This is a genomic window from Nonomuraea sp. B1E8 (assembly GCF_039871515.1).
Classification (GTDB): Bacteria; Actinomycetota; Actinomycetes; order Streptosporangiales; family Streptosporangiaceae; genus Nonomuraea.
The window spans coordinates 307,508-323,033 of record NZ_JBDPLS010000004.1 but is presented as its reverse complement, the minus strand read 5'-3'; the positions used below and the strand labels follow the sequence as shown (position 1 = coordinate 323,033).

The following is a 15,526-nucleotide window of genomic DNA, read 5'->3' as shown; positions in this document are numbered from 1 at the left end:
AGACCCGACATGACAGTCCTCGCCAGGGCGATCGGCGTCACCCGCCGCTACGGCGACGTGCTCGCACTCGACCACGTCTCGTTCGACATCAGAGCGGGCGAAGTGGCCGGCCTGCTCGGCCCGAACGGCGCCGGCAAGTCCACCCTCATCAACCTCTTCGCAGGGCTGCGCCGGCCCACGTCCGGCACGGTGGAGCTGTTCGGCGGCTCGCCGCTGGACCCGGCCATGCGGCGCGGCATCGGCATGACCCCCCAGGAGACGGGGCTGCCCGAGTCGCTGCGCGTCGGCGAGATCACCGACTTCGTCTCCGCGCACTTCCCCGACAACGTCGGCACGGGCGAACTGCTGGCCAGGTTCGGCCTCGGCGACCTGGTCAGGCGGCAGGTCGGCGGCCTGTCCGGCGGGCAGCGGCGGCGGCTGGCGGTGGCGCTGGCGTTCGCGGGCAGGCCGCGGCTGGTGTTCCTCGACGAGCCGACGACCGGCCTGGACGTCGAGGCCAGGCGGGCGCTGTGGGAGGGCATCAGGTCCTTCCACGAGGAGGGCGGCACCGTGCTGCTCACCAGCCACTACCTGGAGGAGGTCGAGGCCCTGGCCGAACGGGTCCTGGTGGTCGGTCACGGCCGCGTCCTGGCCGACGACAGCGTGCGGGCCGTACGCGGCATGGTGGGCACCCGGCGCGTCTCCCTCGTCGCCGAGCACCTGCCGCACTTGCCGGGCGTGCTCGGCGCCGAACGCTCGGGCGACCGGTTCGACCTGGTCGTCAACGACCCCGACCGGCTGGTCGTGGAGCTGGTACGCAGCGGGGTGCCGTTCTCCGGCCTGGAGATCAGGCCGGCCACGCTGGAGGAGGCCTTCCTCACCCTCACCTCGAAGGAGCCCGCACATGTCTAGCCTGGTCCTCGCGCACACCCGCTACCTCGTGATCGAGCAGATCAGGGTGCCGATCGCCATCCTGGCCAGCGCGTTCTTCCCGGCCGTCTCGATGGTGGCGTTCGTGGTGCCGTTCGCGGGCCGGGACCCCGTGGCCGCGACGACGGCGACGGGCTCGCTGATGTTCTTCGGCGCCATGTCGGCCGCGCTCATGGGGCTCAGCAGCGCGGTCGCCCAGGACCGCGACCTGCCGTGGAACCCGTACCTGCGCACGCTGCCCGCGGGCCCGCTCCCGCGTTTCGCCGGGCGGATCCTGTCGACGCTGGTCGTCATGCTGCTCTCGGTGATCCCCGTGCTGGTGGTGGCGGCGCTGTTCACGGAGGCGACGATCACGCCGGCCGGGCTGCTGCTGGGGATCGGCGCGCTGGTCGTGGGCGTGGTGCCGTTCATGCTGATGGGGTTGTGCGTCGGCTTCCTGCTGACCTCGAAGGCAGCCATGGCGGTGTCGCAGCTGTTGTTCTTCCCGACGGCCATCCTCGGCGGGCTGCTGCTGCCGCCGCAGATCCTGCCGGGGTTCGTGCAGGCCGTCTCGCCGTACGTGCCCACCAGGGGCGCGGCCGAGCTGATCTGGTGGGCGATCACCGGCGCTCAGCCGGGCGTGGTGCCGCTGGTCATGCTGGCCGTCTGGACCGGCGCCATGGTGGCCGCCGCCGCCTGGGCCTACCGCCGCGACGAGGGCCGGCGTTTCACCTGACCGCATGCCGTCGCGGACGGCAGGAACACTTAGCCCTTGCGCTAACCATCACTTCGCGCAATACTTAGCTTCATGGCACAGCATTCGGCACAGCTCGACGGCGTGTTACTCGCCCTCGCCGACCCGACCCGGCGCGCCGTCGTCCAGCGCCTCGGCCGCGGTCCCACGAGCGTCGGCGACCTCGCCCGCGACTTCCCCATCACCCTCCCCTCGTTCATGAAGCACGTACGGACTCTCGAGACGAACGGGCTCATCCACACGACCAAGACCGGCCGGGTACGCACCTGCGTGCTCAACCGCGAGCGCCTCGCCCTCGTCGACGACTGGCTCGGCGAGCAGCGCCGGATCTGGCAGGAACGCACCGACCGTCTCGAACAGTTCGTCACCGACCCGCAGGAGAACAGGCCATGAACCCCGACCTCGACCTCAGTATTGAGCGGATCATCCGCGCCCCGCGCGCCACCGTGTGGAGCGCCTGGACCGACCCGTCCAAGCTGGAGCAGTGGTGGCTCCCCGCACCCTCCCGCTGCCGGGTGGAGCGCCTGGACCCGCGGCCCGGAGGGGCGTTCGTGACGCGGATGAGCGACGGCGGGCCGGAGTTCGTCCCCCACCTGGACGCCTGCTTCCTCGCCGCGGACGAACCCGAACGGATCGTCTTCACCAACGCCATCACCAGCGCCTGGCGCCCCGCCGCCCCCGCCCCCGTCGCCATGACCGCCACGATCACGCTGAGCGACCACCCCGACGGCACCGACTACCGGATCGTCGTCCGGCACGGCGACCCGGAATCGCGTGCCCACCACGAGAAACTCGGCTTCGCCGACGGCTGGGGCTCGGTCACGCGCCAGCTGGCCGCCTTCGCCGAGAGCATGGCACCGCGATGAAGATCGTCCTGCTCCAGTTCGTCACCCTCGACGGGGTCAGCCAGGCACCGGGCTCGCCGGACGAGGACACCAGCGACGCCTTCACCCGCGGCGGCTGGCTCGTGCCCCACATCGACGAGACCTTCGTCCGGCGCACCTCCGAATGGCTCGGCCTCGCCGACGGCCTGCTGTTCGGACGCCGTACCTACGAAGCGTTCGCGCGCGACTGGCCGAAGATCACCGACCCGGCCGATCCGTACGCCGAACGCATGAACGCGTTGCCGAAATACGTCGTGTCGAACACCCTCACCGAGGGAACCTGGCACCCCACGACCGTGCTCGGCGGCGACCCCGCCCAGGCGCTCGCCGCGCTGAAGGCACGGCCGGGACGCGAGCTGCAGATCCACGGCAGCGCCCGCCTGGCCGACGCGCTCCTGGCGGCAGGCCTGATCGACACGGTCCGCCTCGCCGTCGCGCCCACGCTGCTGCGCACCGGCCGCCGCCTGGTCGCCGGCCCGGGCGCCACGTCCGGCCTGCGCCTGGTCCGCCACGAGGCGACACCGAACGGCCTGCTGCTCCTGGAGTACGACACGACAGGCCAGGCGTCCCAGGGCGCGTACGAGGGCGTCACCGCCTTCCTCCCCGGGGAAGGCGCGCCGTAGGCCACGCCACCGCCATCCTGGTCCGCCGCGAGGTCGGCCGGCTCCGCGACGCCGAGCCGTCAGCGGACCTTGCGGAAGAACGCCCGGACGTCGTCGACCAGCAGGTCGGGGGCCTCCATGGCGGCGAAGTGACCGCCCCGGCCGAACTCCGACCAGTGGATCACGTTGTGCTCGCGTTCGGCGACACGCCGGATCCCGGCGTCGCCGGGGAAGACCGCGACCCCGTGCGGGACCTCCGAGCGCTCGACCGGCATGCCCCACTGTGCCGAGCCCTCCTTGTAGAGCCGGGCGGACGAGGCTGCGGTGCGGGTCAGCCAGTAGATCGTCACGTCGGTGAGCATCTGGTCAAGGTCCACCGCGTCCTCGGGCAGGTCGTGCGCGGGGTCGGTCCACTCCTTGAACTTCTCCGCGATCCAGGCCAGCTGGGCGGCGGGAGAATCGTGCAGGCCGAAGGCGACGGTCTGCGGCCGGGTGGCCTGGATGATCGCGTAGCCGGAGCGGTCGTCGTCGGCGTAGAGCTGCATGCGGGCCTGCTCGGTCTCGGTGAGGCCCTCCATCTCGGACGGGTCGAAGGCCGGAAAGCCCAGCGCGCCGTTGACGTGCACGCCGGCCACCCGGTCGGGGGCGACGCGGCCCAGCTCAGGGGAGATGACCGAGCCGCTGTCGCCGCCCTGGGCGCCGTAGCGCTCGTAGCCGAGGCGGCTCATCAGCTCGGCCCACGCGCGGGCGACCCGGCGCAGGTCCCAGCCGGTCTCGCGGGTGGGGCCGGAGAAACCGAAGCCGGGGATGGACGGGGCGACGACGTGGAAGGCGTCGGCGGGCTCACCGCCGTGGGCGCGGGGGTCGCTGAGCGGGCCGACGACCTTCATGAACTCCACGATCGAGCCGGGCCAGCCGTGGGTGAGGACCAGCGGCAGCGCGTCCGGCTCCGGGGAGCGCACGTGCAGGAAGTGAATGTTCTGGCCGTCGATCTCGGTGGTGAACTGCGGGTATTCGTTGAGCGCCGCCTCGTGCTTCCGCCAGTCATATCCGCTGCGCCAGTATTCGGCCAGCCGCCGCACGTACGAGACCGGGATTCCGTACGACCAGCCGACGCCGGGCAGCTCGTCGGGCCAGCGGGTGCGCGCCAGCCGGTCGTGCAGGTCGTCGAGCTCGGATTGTGCGATGTCGATGCGGAACGGGCTGATCTCCGTGGTGAACGTCATGGGGAACACGCTAGAGACGGGTTAGGACAGGATCAGTCCTAGGGATGGGGCAATCTGGAACGCATGTTGGAGACATCGGCCCGGTTGCTCAGACTCCTCTCACTCCTGCAGACGCACGGGGAGTGGTCGGGCGCGGAACTGGCGGAGCGGCTCGGCGTGACCGCGCGGACCGTCCGCCGCGACGTCGGGCGGCTACGCGAACTCGGCTATCCCGTGCACGCCGCCGTGGGCACGCCCGGCTACCGGCTCGGCGCGGGAGCCGACCTGCCGCCACTCCTGTTGGACAACGACGAGGCGGTGGCGGTCGCGGTGGGACTGCGGACCGCGGCCGGCGGCTCGGTGTCGGGGATCGAGGAGACCTCCATGCGGGCGCTGGCCAAGCTCGAGCGGGTGCTGCCATCCCGGCTCCGGCACCGCGTACACGCCCTGCAGTCGATGACCGTGCCGATGGGACGGGCGGGCTCGGCGGTGAACCCGGCCTCCCTGACCGCGATCGCCGCCGCCTGCCGCGACCACGAGACCCTGCGGTTCGACTACCGGACGCGTGAGGGGCAGGAGAGCGCCCGCGCCACCGAGCCCTACCGGCTCATCCATTCGGGGCGGCACTGGTACCTGCTCGGCTGGGACACCGGCCGGGCCGACTGGCGCACCTACCGGGTCGACCGCCTGAGCCTGCGGACGCCGAACGGACCGCGGTTCGTCCCCCGGGACCCACCCGACCCCGATCTGGCGACCTACGTGTCCCGGTCGATCTCCAGCGCGCCCTATCGCTACCAGGGCCGCTTCACGATGCACGCTCCGGCCGAGGTCGTCGCCGAGCACATGCCGCCCACGACGGGGACGATCGAGCCGATCGACGGGCGGTCCTGCACGTTGTCCAGCGGCGCGAACGACCTCGACGAACTCGCCGTCTGGGTCGCTCTCATGGACATCGACTTCGAGGTGCACGAGCCGCCTGAGCTCATCGACCGCATCCGCGCCCTCTCCACCCGCCTGGCCACCGCTGCCAGATCAAGCGAGATCGCGCGGACGCCATCCCACCGCCGCTGAATACCGCCACCCCCTGGGCATCAGGCAGGTGACGGCAGCTCGACGTCGACCACGACGGGGAAGTGATCCGAGGCGTCGGTGTTCAGCACGGTGGCCGAGGTCGCCCTGACGTCGGGCGAGGACATGACGTAGTCGATGCGCGTGCGCGGATTGTCCGTGCTGTAGGTGAGACCATCGCCGTGGCCGGCCGTGTCCCAGGCGTCGGCCAGGGACTCCTTGAGCGTGACCATCTCGGCGGAGTCCGGCGAGGCGTTGGTGTCGCCGGTGAAGATGACGGGGTCGGACGACTCGGCGAGCAGGTCCCGGATGACGGCCACCTGGGCGATGCGCTCGACCTGGGAATTGTGCTGGAGGTGCGTGGTGAGGACGCGGACGTCGACGCCGCGCACCTTGATCCGCGCCTCCAGCAGACCCCGCTGCTCCCCGCCTTCCGGCCGGGGGAGCAGCGTGTTCCGCCACTCGCGGATCTTGTAACGGGACAGGATGGCGGTGCCGTACTGCTGCCTTTCCGCGCCGGGCTCGGGGGGATCGCGGTCGATGTTCGCGCCGAAGACGGCGTGCATGCCGAGCCGGGCGCCCAGCCACTTCGCCTGGTCCACGAAGTCGGAGCGCTCGCTGTGGTGGCGGTCCACCTCCTGGAGGCCGATCACCCGGGCGCCGGAGTCCTGGATGACCTGCGCGATCCGTTCGAGGTTGAGCTTGCCGTCGTTGCCCACGCCATGGTGAATGTTGTACGTGGCGACGCGTAACTGCCGGACGCTGTCGGCGTGGGAAGGGGTGGCGGCGAGGGGCAGGACGGCAATGAGCACGACGATCAGGGCGCGGACGCGGGAGTGTGTCATGGTTCTCCTTGTTGTAACCAGGCCGCCGTGTCGGGCGGGAGCAGGCCGTGGGCCAGGTCGCCGCTCAGCAGCAGCACCCGGGTGTGCGCGGGTAGTTCGATCGGCTCCCGCGACAGGTTGACCACGCAGGCGAAGCCGGGGTCGCGGGTGAAGGCGAGCACGTCGGGCCCGGCGGGCAGCCACGTCATCGTGCCGTCGCCGAGGACGGTCTCGTCTCGGCGGATCCGCAGCGCGGTCCGGTACAGCGACAACATCGAGTCCGGGTCTCGCTCCTGCGCCGCGACCGTGAGCGCCCGCCACTCCGGCGGCTGCGGCAGCCATGTGCGTGCCGGGCCGAACCCGAACGGCGGGTCCGCCCCCTCCCAGGGAATCGGCACTCTGCACCCGTCGCGGCCGAGCTCCTCACCGTTCGTACGGCGGGTCACGGGATCCTGTCGCAGCTCCGCAGGGATGTCGAGGACCTCCCACAGGCCGAGTTCGTCCCCCTGATAGAGGTAGACGCTGCCGGGCAGCGCCATGGTGAGCAGCGCGGCGGCCCTGCCCCGCCGGGTGCCCAGCGCGAGATCGGCGGACTCGTCGCGGGTCCGCTGGGTGTATCCGGTGTCGCTCCGGCCGTAGCGGGTCACGTGCCGGGTGACGTCGTGGTTGGACAGCACCCAGGTCGGAGGCGCCCCTGCGGGCGCGTGCGAGGCGAGCGTGGCATCGATGACGGCGCGTAGCCGACCGGCCTCCCAAGGGCTGCGCAGGAAGGGGAAGTTGAACGCCGTGTGGAGCTCGTCGGGGCGTAGGTACCGGGCGAAGCGGGCGGGGTCGCTCACCCAGATCTCGCCGACGAACATCCGTTCGGCCGGGTAGGAGTTGAGCAGCTTGCGCCACGAGCGGTAGATCTCATGGACCCCCGGGCGGTCGGCGTGCGGCTGGTCCACCGGATCGGGGTCGGGACCGAGGTCGGGCAGGCCGTCCGCCTTCACCAGCCGGTCGGCCACGTCGATCCGGAAGCCGTCCACGCCGCGGTCGAGCCAGAACCGGAGGATCGACTCGAACTCCGCCCGCACGTCGGGGTGCTCCCAGTTGAGGTCGGGCTGGGAGGAGTCGAACAGGTGGAGGTACCACTCGCCGTCGGGCACCCGGGTCCAGGCGGGTCCGCCGAAGCGCGACGGCCAGTCGTTGGGAGCGTCGCGAAAGTGGTAGCGCTCGCGTTCCGGCGACCCGGGTCCGCCGGCCAACGCTGCTCGAAACCACGGATGCCGGTCGGAGGTGTGGTTCGGGACGATGTCGACGATCACCCGCAGCCCGTGGCCGTGAGCCTCGGATATGAGGGCGTCAGCCTCCGCCAGCGTCCCGAAGAGGGGGTCTATGTCGCGGTGATCCGCGACGTCGTAGCCGGCGTCGGCCATCGGCGACACGTACCAGGGGGTGAGCCAGAGCGCGTCCACCCCGAGCTCGCGCAGGTACGGCAGGCGAGCGCGCAGCCCCGCGAGGTCGCCCACGCCGTCGCTGTTCCCGTCCGCGAAGCTGCGCAGGTACACCTGGTAGATCGCGGCGCCCCGCCACCAGCTCATGTCTCCCCCCACAGCACCGTGCGGCCTTCCACTCGCGATCTCTCGGCCGCGAAAGCCATCCGGTGGCTGTCGAGCGACGCCTCAAGAGAGGTCGCCGGAGCGCCGCCGCCGGTCAGCGAGGAGACGAAGGCGTCCATGAGCCCGTCGTCGCCGCCCGAATGGCCGCGATGATCCTTCGTCTCGCCCTCGGCCGGACCGGCGAGCAGCTCGATCGTCTGGTGCAGCAGGGGGCCCCGCCTGGCTCGTACGACGTCTCTGGCGTGGGTCAGCGTGGGCAGGACCGCGGTGGGGGAGAAAAGGTCGACCTTCACCGACCCCGACCGAACATGCCCCGCGATCTCCCCGCCGGTCCCCGTCAGCCGCACCGTCCGGGTGTTCTGCCCGGTGAAGGCCGAGGTCGACAGCGTCGCGGTGAGACCGCTGGGAAAGGACATCACGGTCTGCTGGTGGTCGACGACGTTGTTGCCGCCGGCGAACACGCATCGGCCGTACGGCCCGTGTTCGAGGGCTCGCAGCCGTCCCTCCGGCGAGGTGTCGGCGCCCAGCAGCGTCACCGGGGAGCCGTGCACGTCGCGCAGCGCGTCCACATAGTAGCGGGGGGCGTAGAAGGGGCAGTCGTCCGCGTGCGGGCAGCCGTCCAGGCATCGCTCAGGAGCGCCGGGTGGCGCGTTCTCCGGACGGAAGTAGGTCAGCTCGCCCACGCTGGACACGCTCACCGGAGGGGAGCCGGCGAACCAGCGGATCACATCGAGGTCGTGACAGGTCTTGGCGAGCACCATCGGGCTCGACGTCGAGGAGTTTCGCCAGTTGCCGCGCACGTAGGAGTGCGCGAAGTGCCAGAAACCTATGTTCTCCTCGATGCGCATGGTGACCAGGTCTCCGATCGCGCCGCCAGCCACCAGCTGGTGCAGGGTCTGCCAGAACGGCTGGTAGCGCATGACGTGGCCGACGGAGATGCGCGCGTTCAGGCGGCTGCCGCCGTCGGCGAGTTGCTCCAGCTCCGCCGGCGTCGACGAGACGGGCTTCTCCACGAGCACGGCCAGGCTGCGGCGGGCCGCCTCCAGCGTCGGCGCGACATGGTCGCGGTCGGGCAGAGCGACGATCACCCCGTCCAGGTCCAGGTGCTCGGCGTCGGCCAGCAACGGCTTCCAGTCGTGGTAGCGGCGCTCGTCCGGAACCCCCGCCGCGGCCGCGAGACCGTCCCGGCGATCCGGGATCGGGTCGGCCACGGCCACGATCTGCGCCCGCTCGGGATGCCGGATGATCCATCGCCCGTAGGAATCCCTCCCGCGGCTCCCGGCGCCGAGGACGCCCAGCCGAACCGGCATGTCTTTCACCCCTTCTCCGCTCCGGCGGTGAGCCCGGAGATCAACAACCGCTGCGCCAGGAAGAACCCCGCGACCACCGGGATGGTGACCGCGATGGACCCGGCCATCAGCACGGTGGCCGGCACCGAGAACTCGGTGAGCTGCGAGATGCCCAGCGCCACCGTCCAGCGCGGCCGGTCGTGCACGAGGAACAGCAGCGCGAACAGGTACTCGTTCCAGGCGATCATGAAGACGTACAGGGACGTGGCGGCGATGCCCGGCAACGCCATCGGCAGCACGACCCTGCGAATGAGAGCCAGCCGCCCGCAACCGTCGATCATCGCCGCCTCCTCCACGCTCGCGGGCACGGCGATGAAGTAGTTGCGAAGCATGTAGAGCGCGACCGGCACGGTCTGGGCGATGTAGACCAGCACCAGCCCGATCAGGGTGCCGGTCAGCCCCACGCGGCTGAGCAGCACGAACAACGGAACGGCCAGGACGATGCCGGGGAGCATGTAGACGCCCAGGAAGAGGACGTTGACGGAGCGGCGCCCGAAGAAGTCCAGCCGCACGGCCGCGTACCCGCCGAGCACGCTGAACAGGACGGCCAGCACAACGGTCGCCAGAGCGACCTGCAGCGAGTTGAGCATGAAGCCGCCCAGTCCATACTCGCCCATCGCCCTGGGGTATGCCTCCAGCGTCACCTCCTCGGCCGAAGGGATCAGCGACAGCGGCGACGCGGCGACCGACGCGAACGGCCGCAGCGACAGCAGGAAGCCGTAGACCAGCGGGCCCGCGCACACGATGACCGTCAAGGTGATGACCAGCCATTTGAGCACCCCGAGGATGCGGTCTCCGCCGTTCATACCGCCTCCTTCGCCGGCGGCGTGAACGGAAACCGACTGTGCTCGACCGGCCGCTCGCTGCGCTCGCTCATGTCCGCTCCCCCCTGATCATCCAGGCGTACACGAACAGCAGCACCAGGAGCATGGCGGTCATCAGGAGCCCGGTGGCCGAGGCCGTGCCGATGTCGGCCCGGGTGACCAGTTCCTCGTACACCCGTACGGCCAGCACTTCGGTACCGCCCGCTCCTCCGGTGAGCAGATAGATGTCGTTGAAGTTCTGGAAGGACCAGATGAACCGCAGCACGATCAGCAGGGCGATCACGCCGCGCAGTTGCGGCAGGACGATGTGGAAGAACGCCCTGACCTTGCCCGCGCCGTCGATCGCCGCCGCCTCCTCCAGCTCCATCGGCGTGACCTGCAGTCGCGCGGTGATGAAGAGGAAGGCCAGCGGAAACGTCTTCCACACCTCGAAGGCGATCACGGTCACCAGCGCGACCGGGATCGGGATCCCGCCGAACTCCTGGCTGCGGGTGGTGAGGAAGGCGATCGGGTCCTCCCAGCCGATCAGCTGCCTGCCGACGGCGTTGACCAGGCCGTACTCGGTGTTGAGCAGGGTCTTCCAGATGGTGGTGGCCGCCACCACCGGCAGCACGTACGGGATCAGCACCAGGGCCCTGACCAGCCCACGACCACGGAACGGCCGGCGCAGCGCCATGGCCACCACCAGACCGGTCGTGATCGCCCCCGCGGTGGTGCAGGCCGCGTATGCGAGCGTGGTGCCCAGCGCGGACCAGAACCTGTCGCTCCCCCAGGCCGACCGGAAGTTGTCCAGGGTCAGCGTGAGCCGGTCGAGCGTCAGCCGGGGGATGTCGACGAGCCGGACATCGGCGAACGCCAGCAGGAGGACGGCCAGGAAGGGCAGCACGACGAAGGCCAGCACGACGAGCATGGTCGGGCCGACCAGCAACCTGCCGTGCAGGTCATCCCGCTGGGACCGGTTGAGCGGGCGGCCCCAGCGGGTGAACACCAGCCGTTTCGAGGTCATTCACCCAGGTCCTGCTTGACGGAGCCGACCTCTGCCGCCATCTTCTTCGCGACGTCGGCCGGCGACGTCCCGCTGAACAGGGGCCCGAGCTCCTTCGACAGGGTGCCCTGGGAGAACACCACGCCGGCCAGGGTGGCGTCGTCGGTGCCCCATCCCCAGCGGCCGAACGACGCGGCGCCCTTCGCGAGCTGGTCCACGACGTCCTCGCCGTAGACCGCCTTGATCGATTTCTTCGTGGCCGGGTCGTTGCCGACCGGGAGATCGGCCCACGCGTCGAGGTACTCGGTGGACCCCTTCGCCGGTCCCGGCCGCATCGGGATCCGGCCCTCGGCTGCCGTCGACAACATCTCCACGTATCCCTCGGACATGGCGAAGGAGACGAACTTCTTGGCGTTCTCCACCGACGCGCCTCGGGGAATAGCGTAGTTGGACGTCTGACCGTACTGCGGAGCCGTGCCGAGAGCCGTCACGAAGCCGGTGTTCTCCGCCAGGTACGTCGGGTCCTTCTTGCATTCCTCGCACGTGACCGGGTTGTCCTTGTCCAGGCCGGCGACCTCGTCCACGATGTGCGAGGAGAACAGGAGCATCGCCGCGTCTCCGGCGAGGTAGGCGGCTCGTGCGGCGGCGACGTCGAGCTCCCCGGTGCCCGCTGCGGCGCCGAGCTTCTGGACGGCGTCCAGGCCGGTGACGCATTCCGGCGAGTCGATGGCGACGGTGCCGTTCGTCACGAGCTGGCAGCCTGCGGCCTGCAGCAGCGACTCCAGGCCCTCGCCGGTGTAGCCGTCGCCTGGCTGGGTGCCCATCGCGATGCCCCGCACGCCGTCCTTCGCCAGCTTCTGCGCCGCGGTGACCATGTCCTCGACCGACTCGGGAGCCTCCAGGCCCGCGCTCTTGAACAAGTCCTTGCGGTAGGAGATCACATGCCCCCAGCCGTCGCTGGGCACAGCGCCGAGCTTTCCGCCGACCGTGGCCATCCGGATGGCGCTCTCGGTAAAGGTGTCGGCTCCCAGCTCATCGACGATCTGCTGCGGCGCCTCGGTGTCGATGAAGCCCTGGGCGTTCCAGGCCGCGATCAGGTTGGGGCTGTAAAGGATCACGTCGGGCACTTTGCCGGAGGCGGCGCCGGTCGCCAGGCTCTGGCTGGCCTGTTTGGATTCGAGCGGCACGACCTTGACGTTGATGCCGGTCTTGCTGGTGAACTTCGCCGCGACGGACTGCTGGACGGCCAGCCGGTCCGGCGTGGTGTGCGGTGTCCAGAAGGTGAGGGTCGCCGCGGCGGACGACTCCTGAGGTTCCGCGCCGCCACAGGCTCCCGTTAACAGCAGAGCCGTCGTCGCCACGCTTAAGGTGACTTTCCTCATGGGTTCGTCTCCCGCAGATAGGTCACGCTGGAAAACTCGTACCGGTCACCGCGATACAGCGCGTGCACCTGCTCGACCCGGCGACCGGTCTGGTCGTAGCCGATGTGGGGCACGCAGAGGGCCGCGGTGCCCTCCTTGACGCCGAGGAGCTCGGCCTGTTCCGCGTCCACGTTGATCGCGGTGATCGTGCGCTCGTGCCGGGTTATCCGGATGTCGTAGCGATCGGCGAGCAGTTGATGGAGCGAGCCGGTGAGGTCCTCGTCGATCAGTCCGGGGACGAAGGCGGCGGGCAGGCACACCCGCTCGTAGCTGAGCGGGGTGTCGTCAGCGGTCCGCACCCTGCCGATCTGGTAAACGGCGTCGCCGGGCTTGATCCCGAGGGTGGCGGCGAGCCGCGGGTCGGCGTCGAAGGCGGTCCGTTCGATCACCCGGGATCCCGGCCGCCACCCGCGCTTGTGCGCGTCCTGGGTGAACGACGACAGGGTCGGGCCCTTGGACACCTGCGGAGGAACCACCATGTAGCTGGCCCCGGGCGCCGAGCGGATCAACCCGTCGGCCTCCAGCAGCTTCAACGCGGCGCGAACGGTCATGCGGGCGACGCCGAACTCTTCGGCGAGCCGGCGCTCCGAGGGAAGCACGGTGGCGGGCCCGGGAACGGCGATGAACCTTGCCTCGATCAGAGTCCTGACCATCTGAGCCTTGTTCGCCGTACGCGCCACGGAAAACCCTTCCCCCCACTTAAGTAGACCATTGGTATATCAATGGTCGTGGCCGAGTCAATGGGCCAGCACCTCGCTTACCTCGAAGTCGTCGGTCATGACCACGAACTCCGCCGCGCGGCCCGCTTCGATGCGTCCGCAGTCCAGGCCGAGCAGCCGGGCGGGCACGGCAGAGGCCGCGGCCGAGGCGACGGTCACCGGCAGCCCGACCTCGCGTACGGCCCGCCGTACCGCCTGCGCCATGGTGAGTGTGCTGCCGGCCAGCGATCCGCTGCCGACCAGCTCCGCGCGCCCCGCCCTCACCTGCACCTGCCGGGCACCGCGCGCGTACCGGCCGTCGCCCATGCCGGCCCCGGCCGACGCGTCGGTGATGAGGGCGACGCGATCGGGCGCCTGGCGCACGATGAGCCTGACGATGGGATCGGCCAGATGGATGCCGTCGTTGATGACCTCGAGGACGACATCCGGCGACTCGCAGGCCGCAAGGAACGGCCCGGGCTCGCGGTGATGCAGCCCGCGCATGCCGTTGAAGGTGTGGGTGAGCACCCGCGCGCCGGCCTCGAAGGCCGCGCGACACGTGGCGTAGTCGCCGTCGGTGTGGCCCACGGCGGCGATGACGTCGCACGCCACCAGCTCCCTGACCAGATCCAGGCCACCGGGAAGCTCGGGGGCGACCGTGACCATGCGGATGCCGCCCCGTCCGGCCTCCAGGAGCTTGCGCAGCTCCGCCGTCGCCGGCGCGCGCAGATGATCAGGATCATGGGCCCCGCAACGCAGGTGGGACAGGAACGGCCCTTCGAGATGGGCCCCGGCCACACCGGGCTCACTCGCCATCAGATCGGCTACCCAACCGGCGGCCCGGGCCATCTGTTCCATGGGAGAGGACACCAGGCTGATCAGGGTCCGGGTGGTTCCGTGTAAGCGGTGGAAGGCCACGGTGGCCGCCAAGTCGGCCGGTGAGTCGATCGCCGACACACCGCCTCCGCCGTGCGCGTGGATGTCCACGAACCCGGGCAGGAGCCAGCCACCGCCGAGATCACGGATCGGGGTGCCATCGCGCGGCGGCGCCCCGGCCCCGACACCGGCGATGCGCCCGCCCCCGATCTGGACCCAGCCTGGTTCGAGTACGTCTGAGCGGGTCACCACGCGAGCGCCCGCGAGAATCTGATCGGTCATTCCGCCACACTCCAGGCGAGGATTCCGGCACCGAGCATGGACGCGCGGATTCCCAGCGCCCCCCGCGAGATGGGCGGCGGCTCCCGGAGCGACAGCCGGGCCGCCAGCCCCTTCGCCAGCGGATCCAGGAGCCGTTCTCCCGCGCCGGCCAGGCCGCCGCCGATCACGATGAGCTCGGGGTCGAGCAGGAGCGTGCACGTGGCCAGACCTGTCGCCAGCGCCTCGATCGCCTCGTTCAGCACCCGCTGCGCATGGTCGTCGCCCTGGTCGGCGCGGGCGAAGATGTCCTCCGTCCGCAGGCGGCCCTTGCCGTAGCGGCGGACGATCGAGGCGGCCGAGGCGTAGGTCTCCAGGCATCCGCGTCGCCCGCACACGCAGGGCTCCCCATCTGGACGGACCGGAATGTGGCCCGCCTCTCCCGCATGGCCACAGGCGCCGCCGTACAGCCGGCCCTCCATAATCATCGCGCCCGCGATGCCCGTGCCGATCGCCAGGAACAGGAAGTTCCGCGCGTGCGCCCCGGCGCCGTAGACGTTCTCGGCGAGGCCGCCCGCCCGCACGTCGTGCCCGAGGGCCACCGGCACGCCCAGCCTCTCGCCGAGCATCGCGGAGATGGGCGCGTCCCGCCAGCCGAGGTTCGCCGCCCGGGAGGCGACGCCCGCTTTCTCGTCCACCAGGCCGGGAACGGCCACCCCGGCCGCATGCGGGGGCGCTGGCGCCCGCGCCGCCAGGTCTGCCACGAAGTCCCCGAGCCTGTTCAGCACGTGCTCCGGCCCTCGCTCGCGTCTGGTCGGGCGTTGCTCGAAGGCCTCCACATCGCCGTCGCGGGTGACGAGTGCCCCCTTCATCGCCGTCCCGCCCACGTCCACAGCGATCACATGGCTTGTCATGCGCCGATCGTAGGTCCTGCCGACCATCTCCTCCGGCGGGGTCATGACCTTGCGGGGCTACGCGGCGCGTCCTGCACCGTTGCGAAGGCACATGCGGATGGACTGCGTCGCCCAGCTATGTGGCTTCCTTCGCGAGATCGGGCGCCAGGTGTTCTCGACTTTCGGGCGCCACTGAGCGCGCGCCCTGGCTTCCGGAGCGACGTCACGCGACGAGCACGGCGGTGAGCATCGAGAGATACGACTCATGGGCGAGACGCAGGCTGTCCAGGTCGGACGTCTCGAACCACGCCACAGCGTCGTGCTCGTCCGGCGCTTCGATGACACAGCAGCACCCGATCGCCGTCGCGAAGAACGGCCGTCACGATCCGGACCGGA

At 70.6% G+C, this 15,526-nt stretch carries 16 protein-coding genes; 6 read left to right on the top strand and 10 right to left on the bottom strand.

The window, feature by feature from the left end; translation table 11 throughout:
* Nucleotides 1-9 precede the first annotated feature (9 nt).
* The 5 genes from ABGA98_RS16475 to ABGA98_RS16455 all read left to right on the top strand — a co-directional run bounded on the left by ABGA98_RS16475 (nt 10) and on the right by ABGA98_RS16455 (nt 3,149).
* Nucleotides 10-891, top strand: a complete 882-nt coding sequence (locus ABGA98_RS16475) for an ABC transporter ATP-binding protein (RefSeq protein WP_347619169.1) — start codon at nt 10-12, stop codon at nt 889-891.
* On the top strand, nt 884-1,624 hold the full coding sequence (locus tag ABGA98_RS16470; protein WP_347619168.1) for an ABC transporter permease: 741 nt from the start codon (nt 884-886) through the stop codon (nt 1,622-1,624). The genes ABGA98_RS16475 and ABGA98_RS16470 overlap by 8 nt, the downstream gene beginning before the upstream one ends.
* A gap of 72 nt (nt 1,625-1,696) precedes the next feature.
* The gene (locus ABGA98_RS16465) at nt 1,697-2,035 is read left to right on the top strand and encodes a helix-turn-helix transcriptional regulator (protein WP_347619167.1); all 339 of its coding nucleotides are present in this window, start codon (nt 1,697-1,699) and stop codon (nt 2,033-2,035) included.
* Nucleotides 2,032-2,508: an SRPBCC domain-containing protein gene (locus tag ABGA98_RS16460; protein WP_347619166.1), complete on the top strand. Its 477-nt coding sequence runs from the start codon at nt 2,032-2,034 to the stop codon at nt 2,506-2,508. Before ABGA98_RS16465 ends, ABGA98_RS16460 begins: the two co-directional genes overlap by 4 nt.
* The gene (locus tag ABGA98_RS16455; protein WP_347619165.1) at nt 2,505-3,149 is read left to right on the top strand and encodes a dihydrofolate reductase family protein; all 645 of its coding nucleotides are present in this window, start codon (nt 2,505-2,507) and stop codon (nt 3,147-3,149) included. Before ABGA98_RS16460 ends, ABGA98_RS16455 begins: the two co-directional genes overlap by 4 nt.
* 59 nt (nt 3,150-3,208) lie before the next feature.
* Here ABGA98_RS16455 and ABGA98_RS16450 read toward each other — a convergent pair whose 3' ends face one another.
* Nucleotides 3,209-4,354, bottom strand: a complete 1,146-nt coding sequence (locus ABGA98_RS16450) for an epoxide hydrolase family protein (protein ID WP_347619164.1) — start codon at nt 4,352-4,354, stop codon at nt 3,209-3,211.
* Between the two features lie 63 nt (nt 4,355-4,417).
* Here ABGA98_RS16450 and ABGA98_RS16445 point away from each other — a divergent pair, with 63 nt between their 5' ends.
* Complete coding sequence (locus ABGA98_RS16445; RefSeq protein WP_347619163.1) at nt 4,418-5,404, top strand: WYL domain-containing protein; 987 nt, start codon at nt 4,418-4,420, stop codon at nt 5,402-5,404.
* 20 nt (nt 5,405-5,424) lie between these two features.
* On the opposite strand, the gene ABGA98_RS16440 is transcribed toward ABGA98_RS16445, so the two are convergent.
* From ABGA98_RS16440 to ABGA98_RS16400, 9 genes are all read right to left on the bottom strand, one after another.
* A complete protein-coding gene (locus tag ABGA98_RS16440; protein WP_347619162.1) occupies nt 5,425-6,246 on the bottom strand; it encodes an endonuclease/exonuclease/phosphatase family protein in 822 nt (273 codons plus the stop codon).
* A complete protein-coding gene (locus ABGA98_RS16435; RefSeq protein ID WP_347619161.1) occupies nt 6,243-7,808 on the bottom strand; it encodes an alpha-amylase family glycosyl hydrolase in 1,566 nt (521 codons plus the stop codon). Before ABGA98_RS16435 ends, ABGA98_RS16440 begins: the two co-directional genes overlap by 4 nt.
* Nucleotides 7,805-9,136, bottom strand: coding sequence for a Gfo/Idh/MocA family oxidoreductase (locus ABGA98_RS16430; RefSeq protein WP_347619160.1), 1,332 nt, complete (start codon nt 9,134-9,136; stop codon nt 7,805-7,807). The genes ABGA98_RS16435 and ABGA98_RS16430 overlap by 4 nt, the downstream gene beginning before the upstream one ends.
* Before the next feature lie 5 nt (nt 9,137-9,141).
* A complete protein-coding gene (locus ABGA98_RS16425; protein ID WP_347619159.1) occupies nt 9,142-9,981 on the bottom strand; it encodes a carbohydrate ABC transporter permease in 840 nt (279 codons plus the stop codon).
* A gap of 67 nt (nt 9,982-10,048) precedes the next feature.
* Nucleotides 10,049-11,005: a sugar ABC transporter permease gene (locus ABGA98_RS16420; RefSeq protein ID WP_347619158.1), complete on the bottom strand. Its 957-nt coding sequence runs from the start codon at nt 11,003-11,005 to the stop codon at nt 10,049-10,051.
* Complete coding sequence (locus ABGA98_RS16415) at nt 11,002-12,345, bottom strand: extracellular solute-binding protein (protein WP_347619157.1); 1,344 nt, start codon at nt 12,343-12,345, stop codon at nt 11,002-11,004. Before ABGA98_RS16415 ends, ABGA98_RS16420 begins: the two co-directional genes overlap by 4 nt.
* Nucleotides 12,346-12,362: 17 nt before the next feature.
* The gene (locus ABGA98_RS16410; protein ID WP_347619156.1) at nt 12,363-13,058 is read right to left on the bottom strand and encodes a GntR family transcriptional regulator; all 696 of its coding nucleotides are present in this window, start codon (nt 13,056-13,058) and stop codon (nt 12,363-12,365) included.
* An 84-nt stretch (nt 13,059-13,142) separates the two neighbouring features.
* Nucleotides 13,143-14,261: an N-acetylglucosamine-6-phosphate deacetylase gene (nagA, locus tag ABGA98_RS16405; RefSeq protein ID WP_347619155.1), complete on the bottom strand. Its 1,119-nt coding sequence runs from the start codon at nt 14,259-14,261 to the stop codon at nt 13,143-13,145.
* Nucleotides 14,258-15,151 carry an ROK family protein gene (locus ABGA98_RS16400; RefSeq protein WP_347619154.1) on the bottom strand — a complete coding sequence of 298 codons (894 nt, stop codon included), beginning with the start codon at nt 15,149-15,151 and terminating at the stop codon, nt 14,258-14,260. The genes nagA and ABGA98_RS16400 overlap by 4 nt, the downstream gene beginning before the upstream one ends.
* Nucleotides 15,152-15,526: the final 375 nt, after the last annotated feature.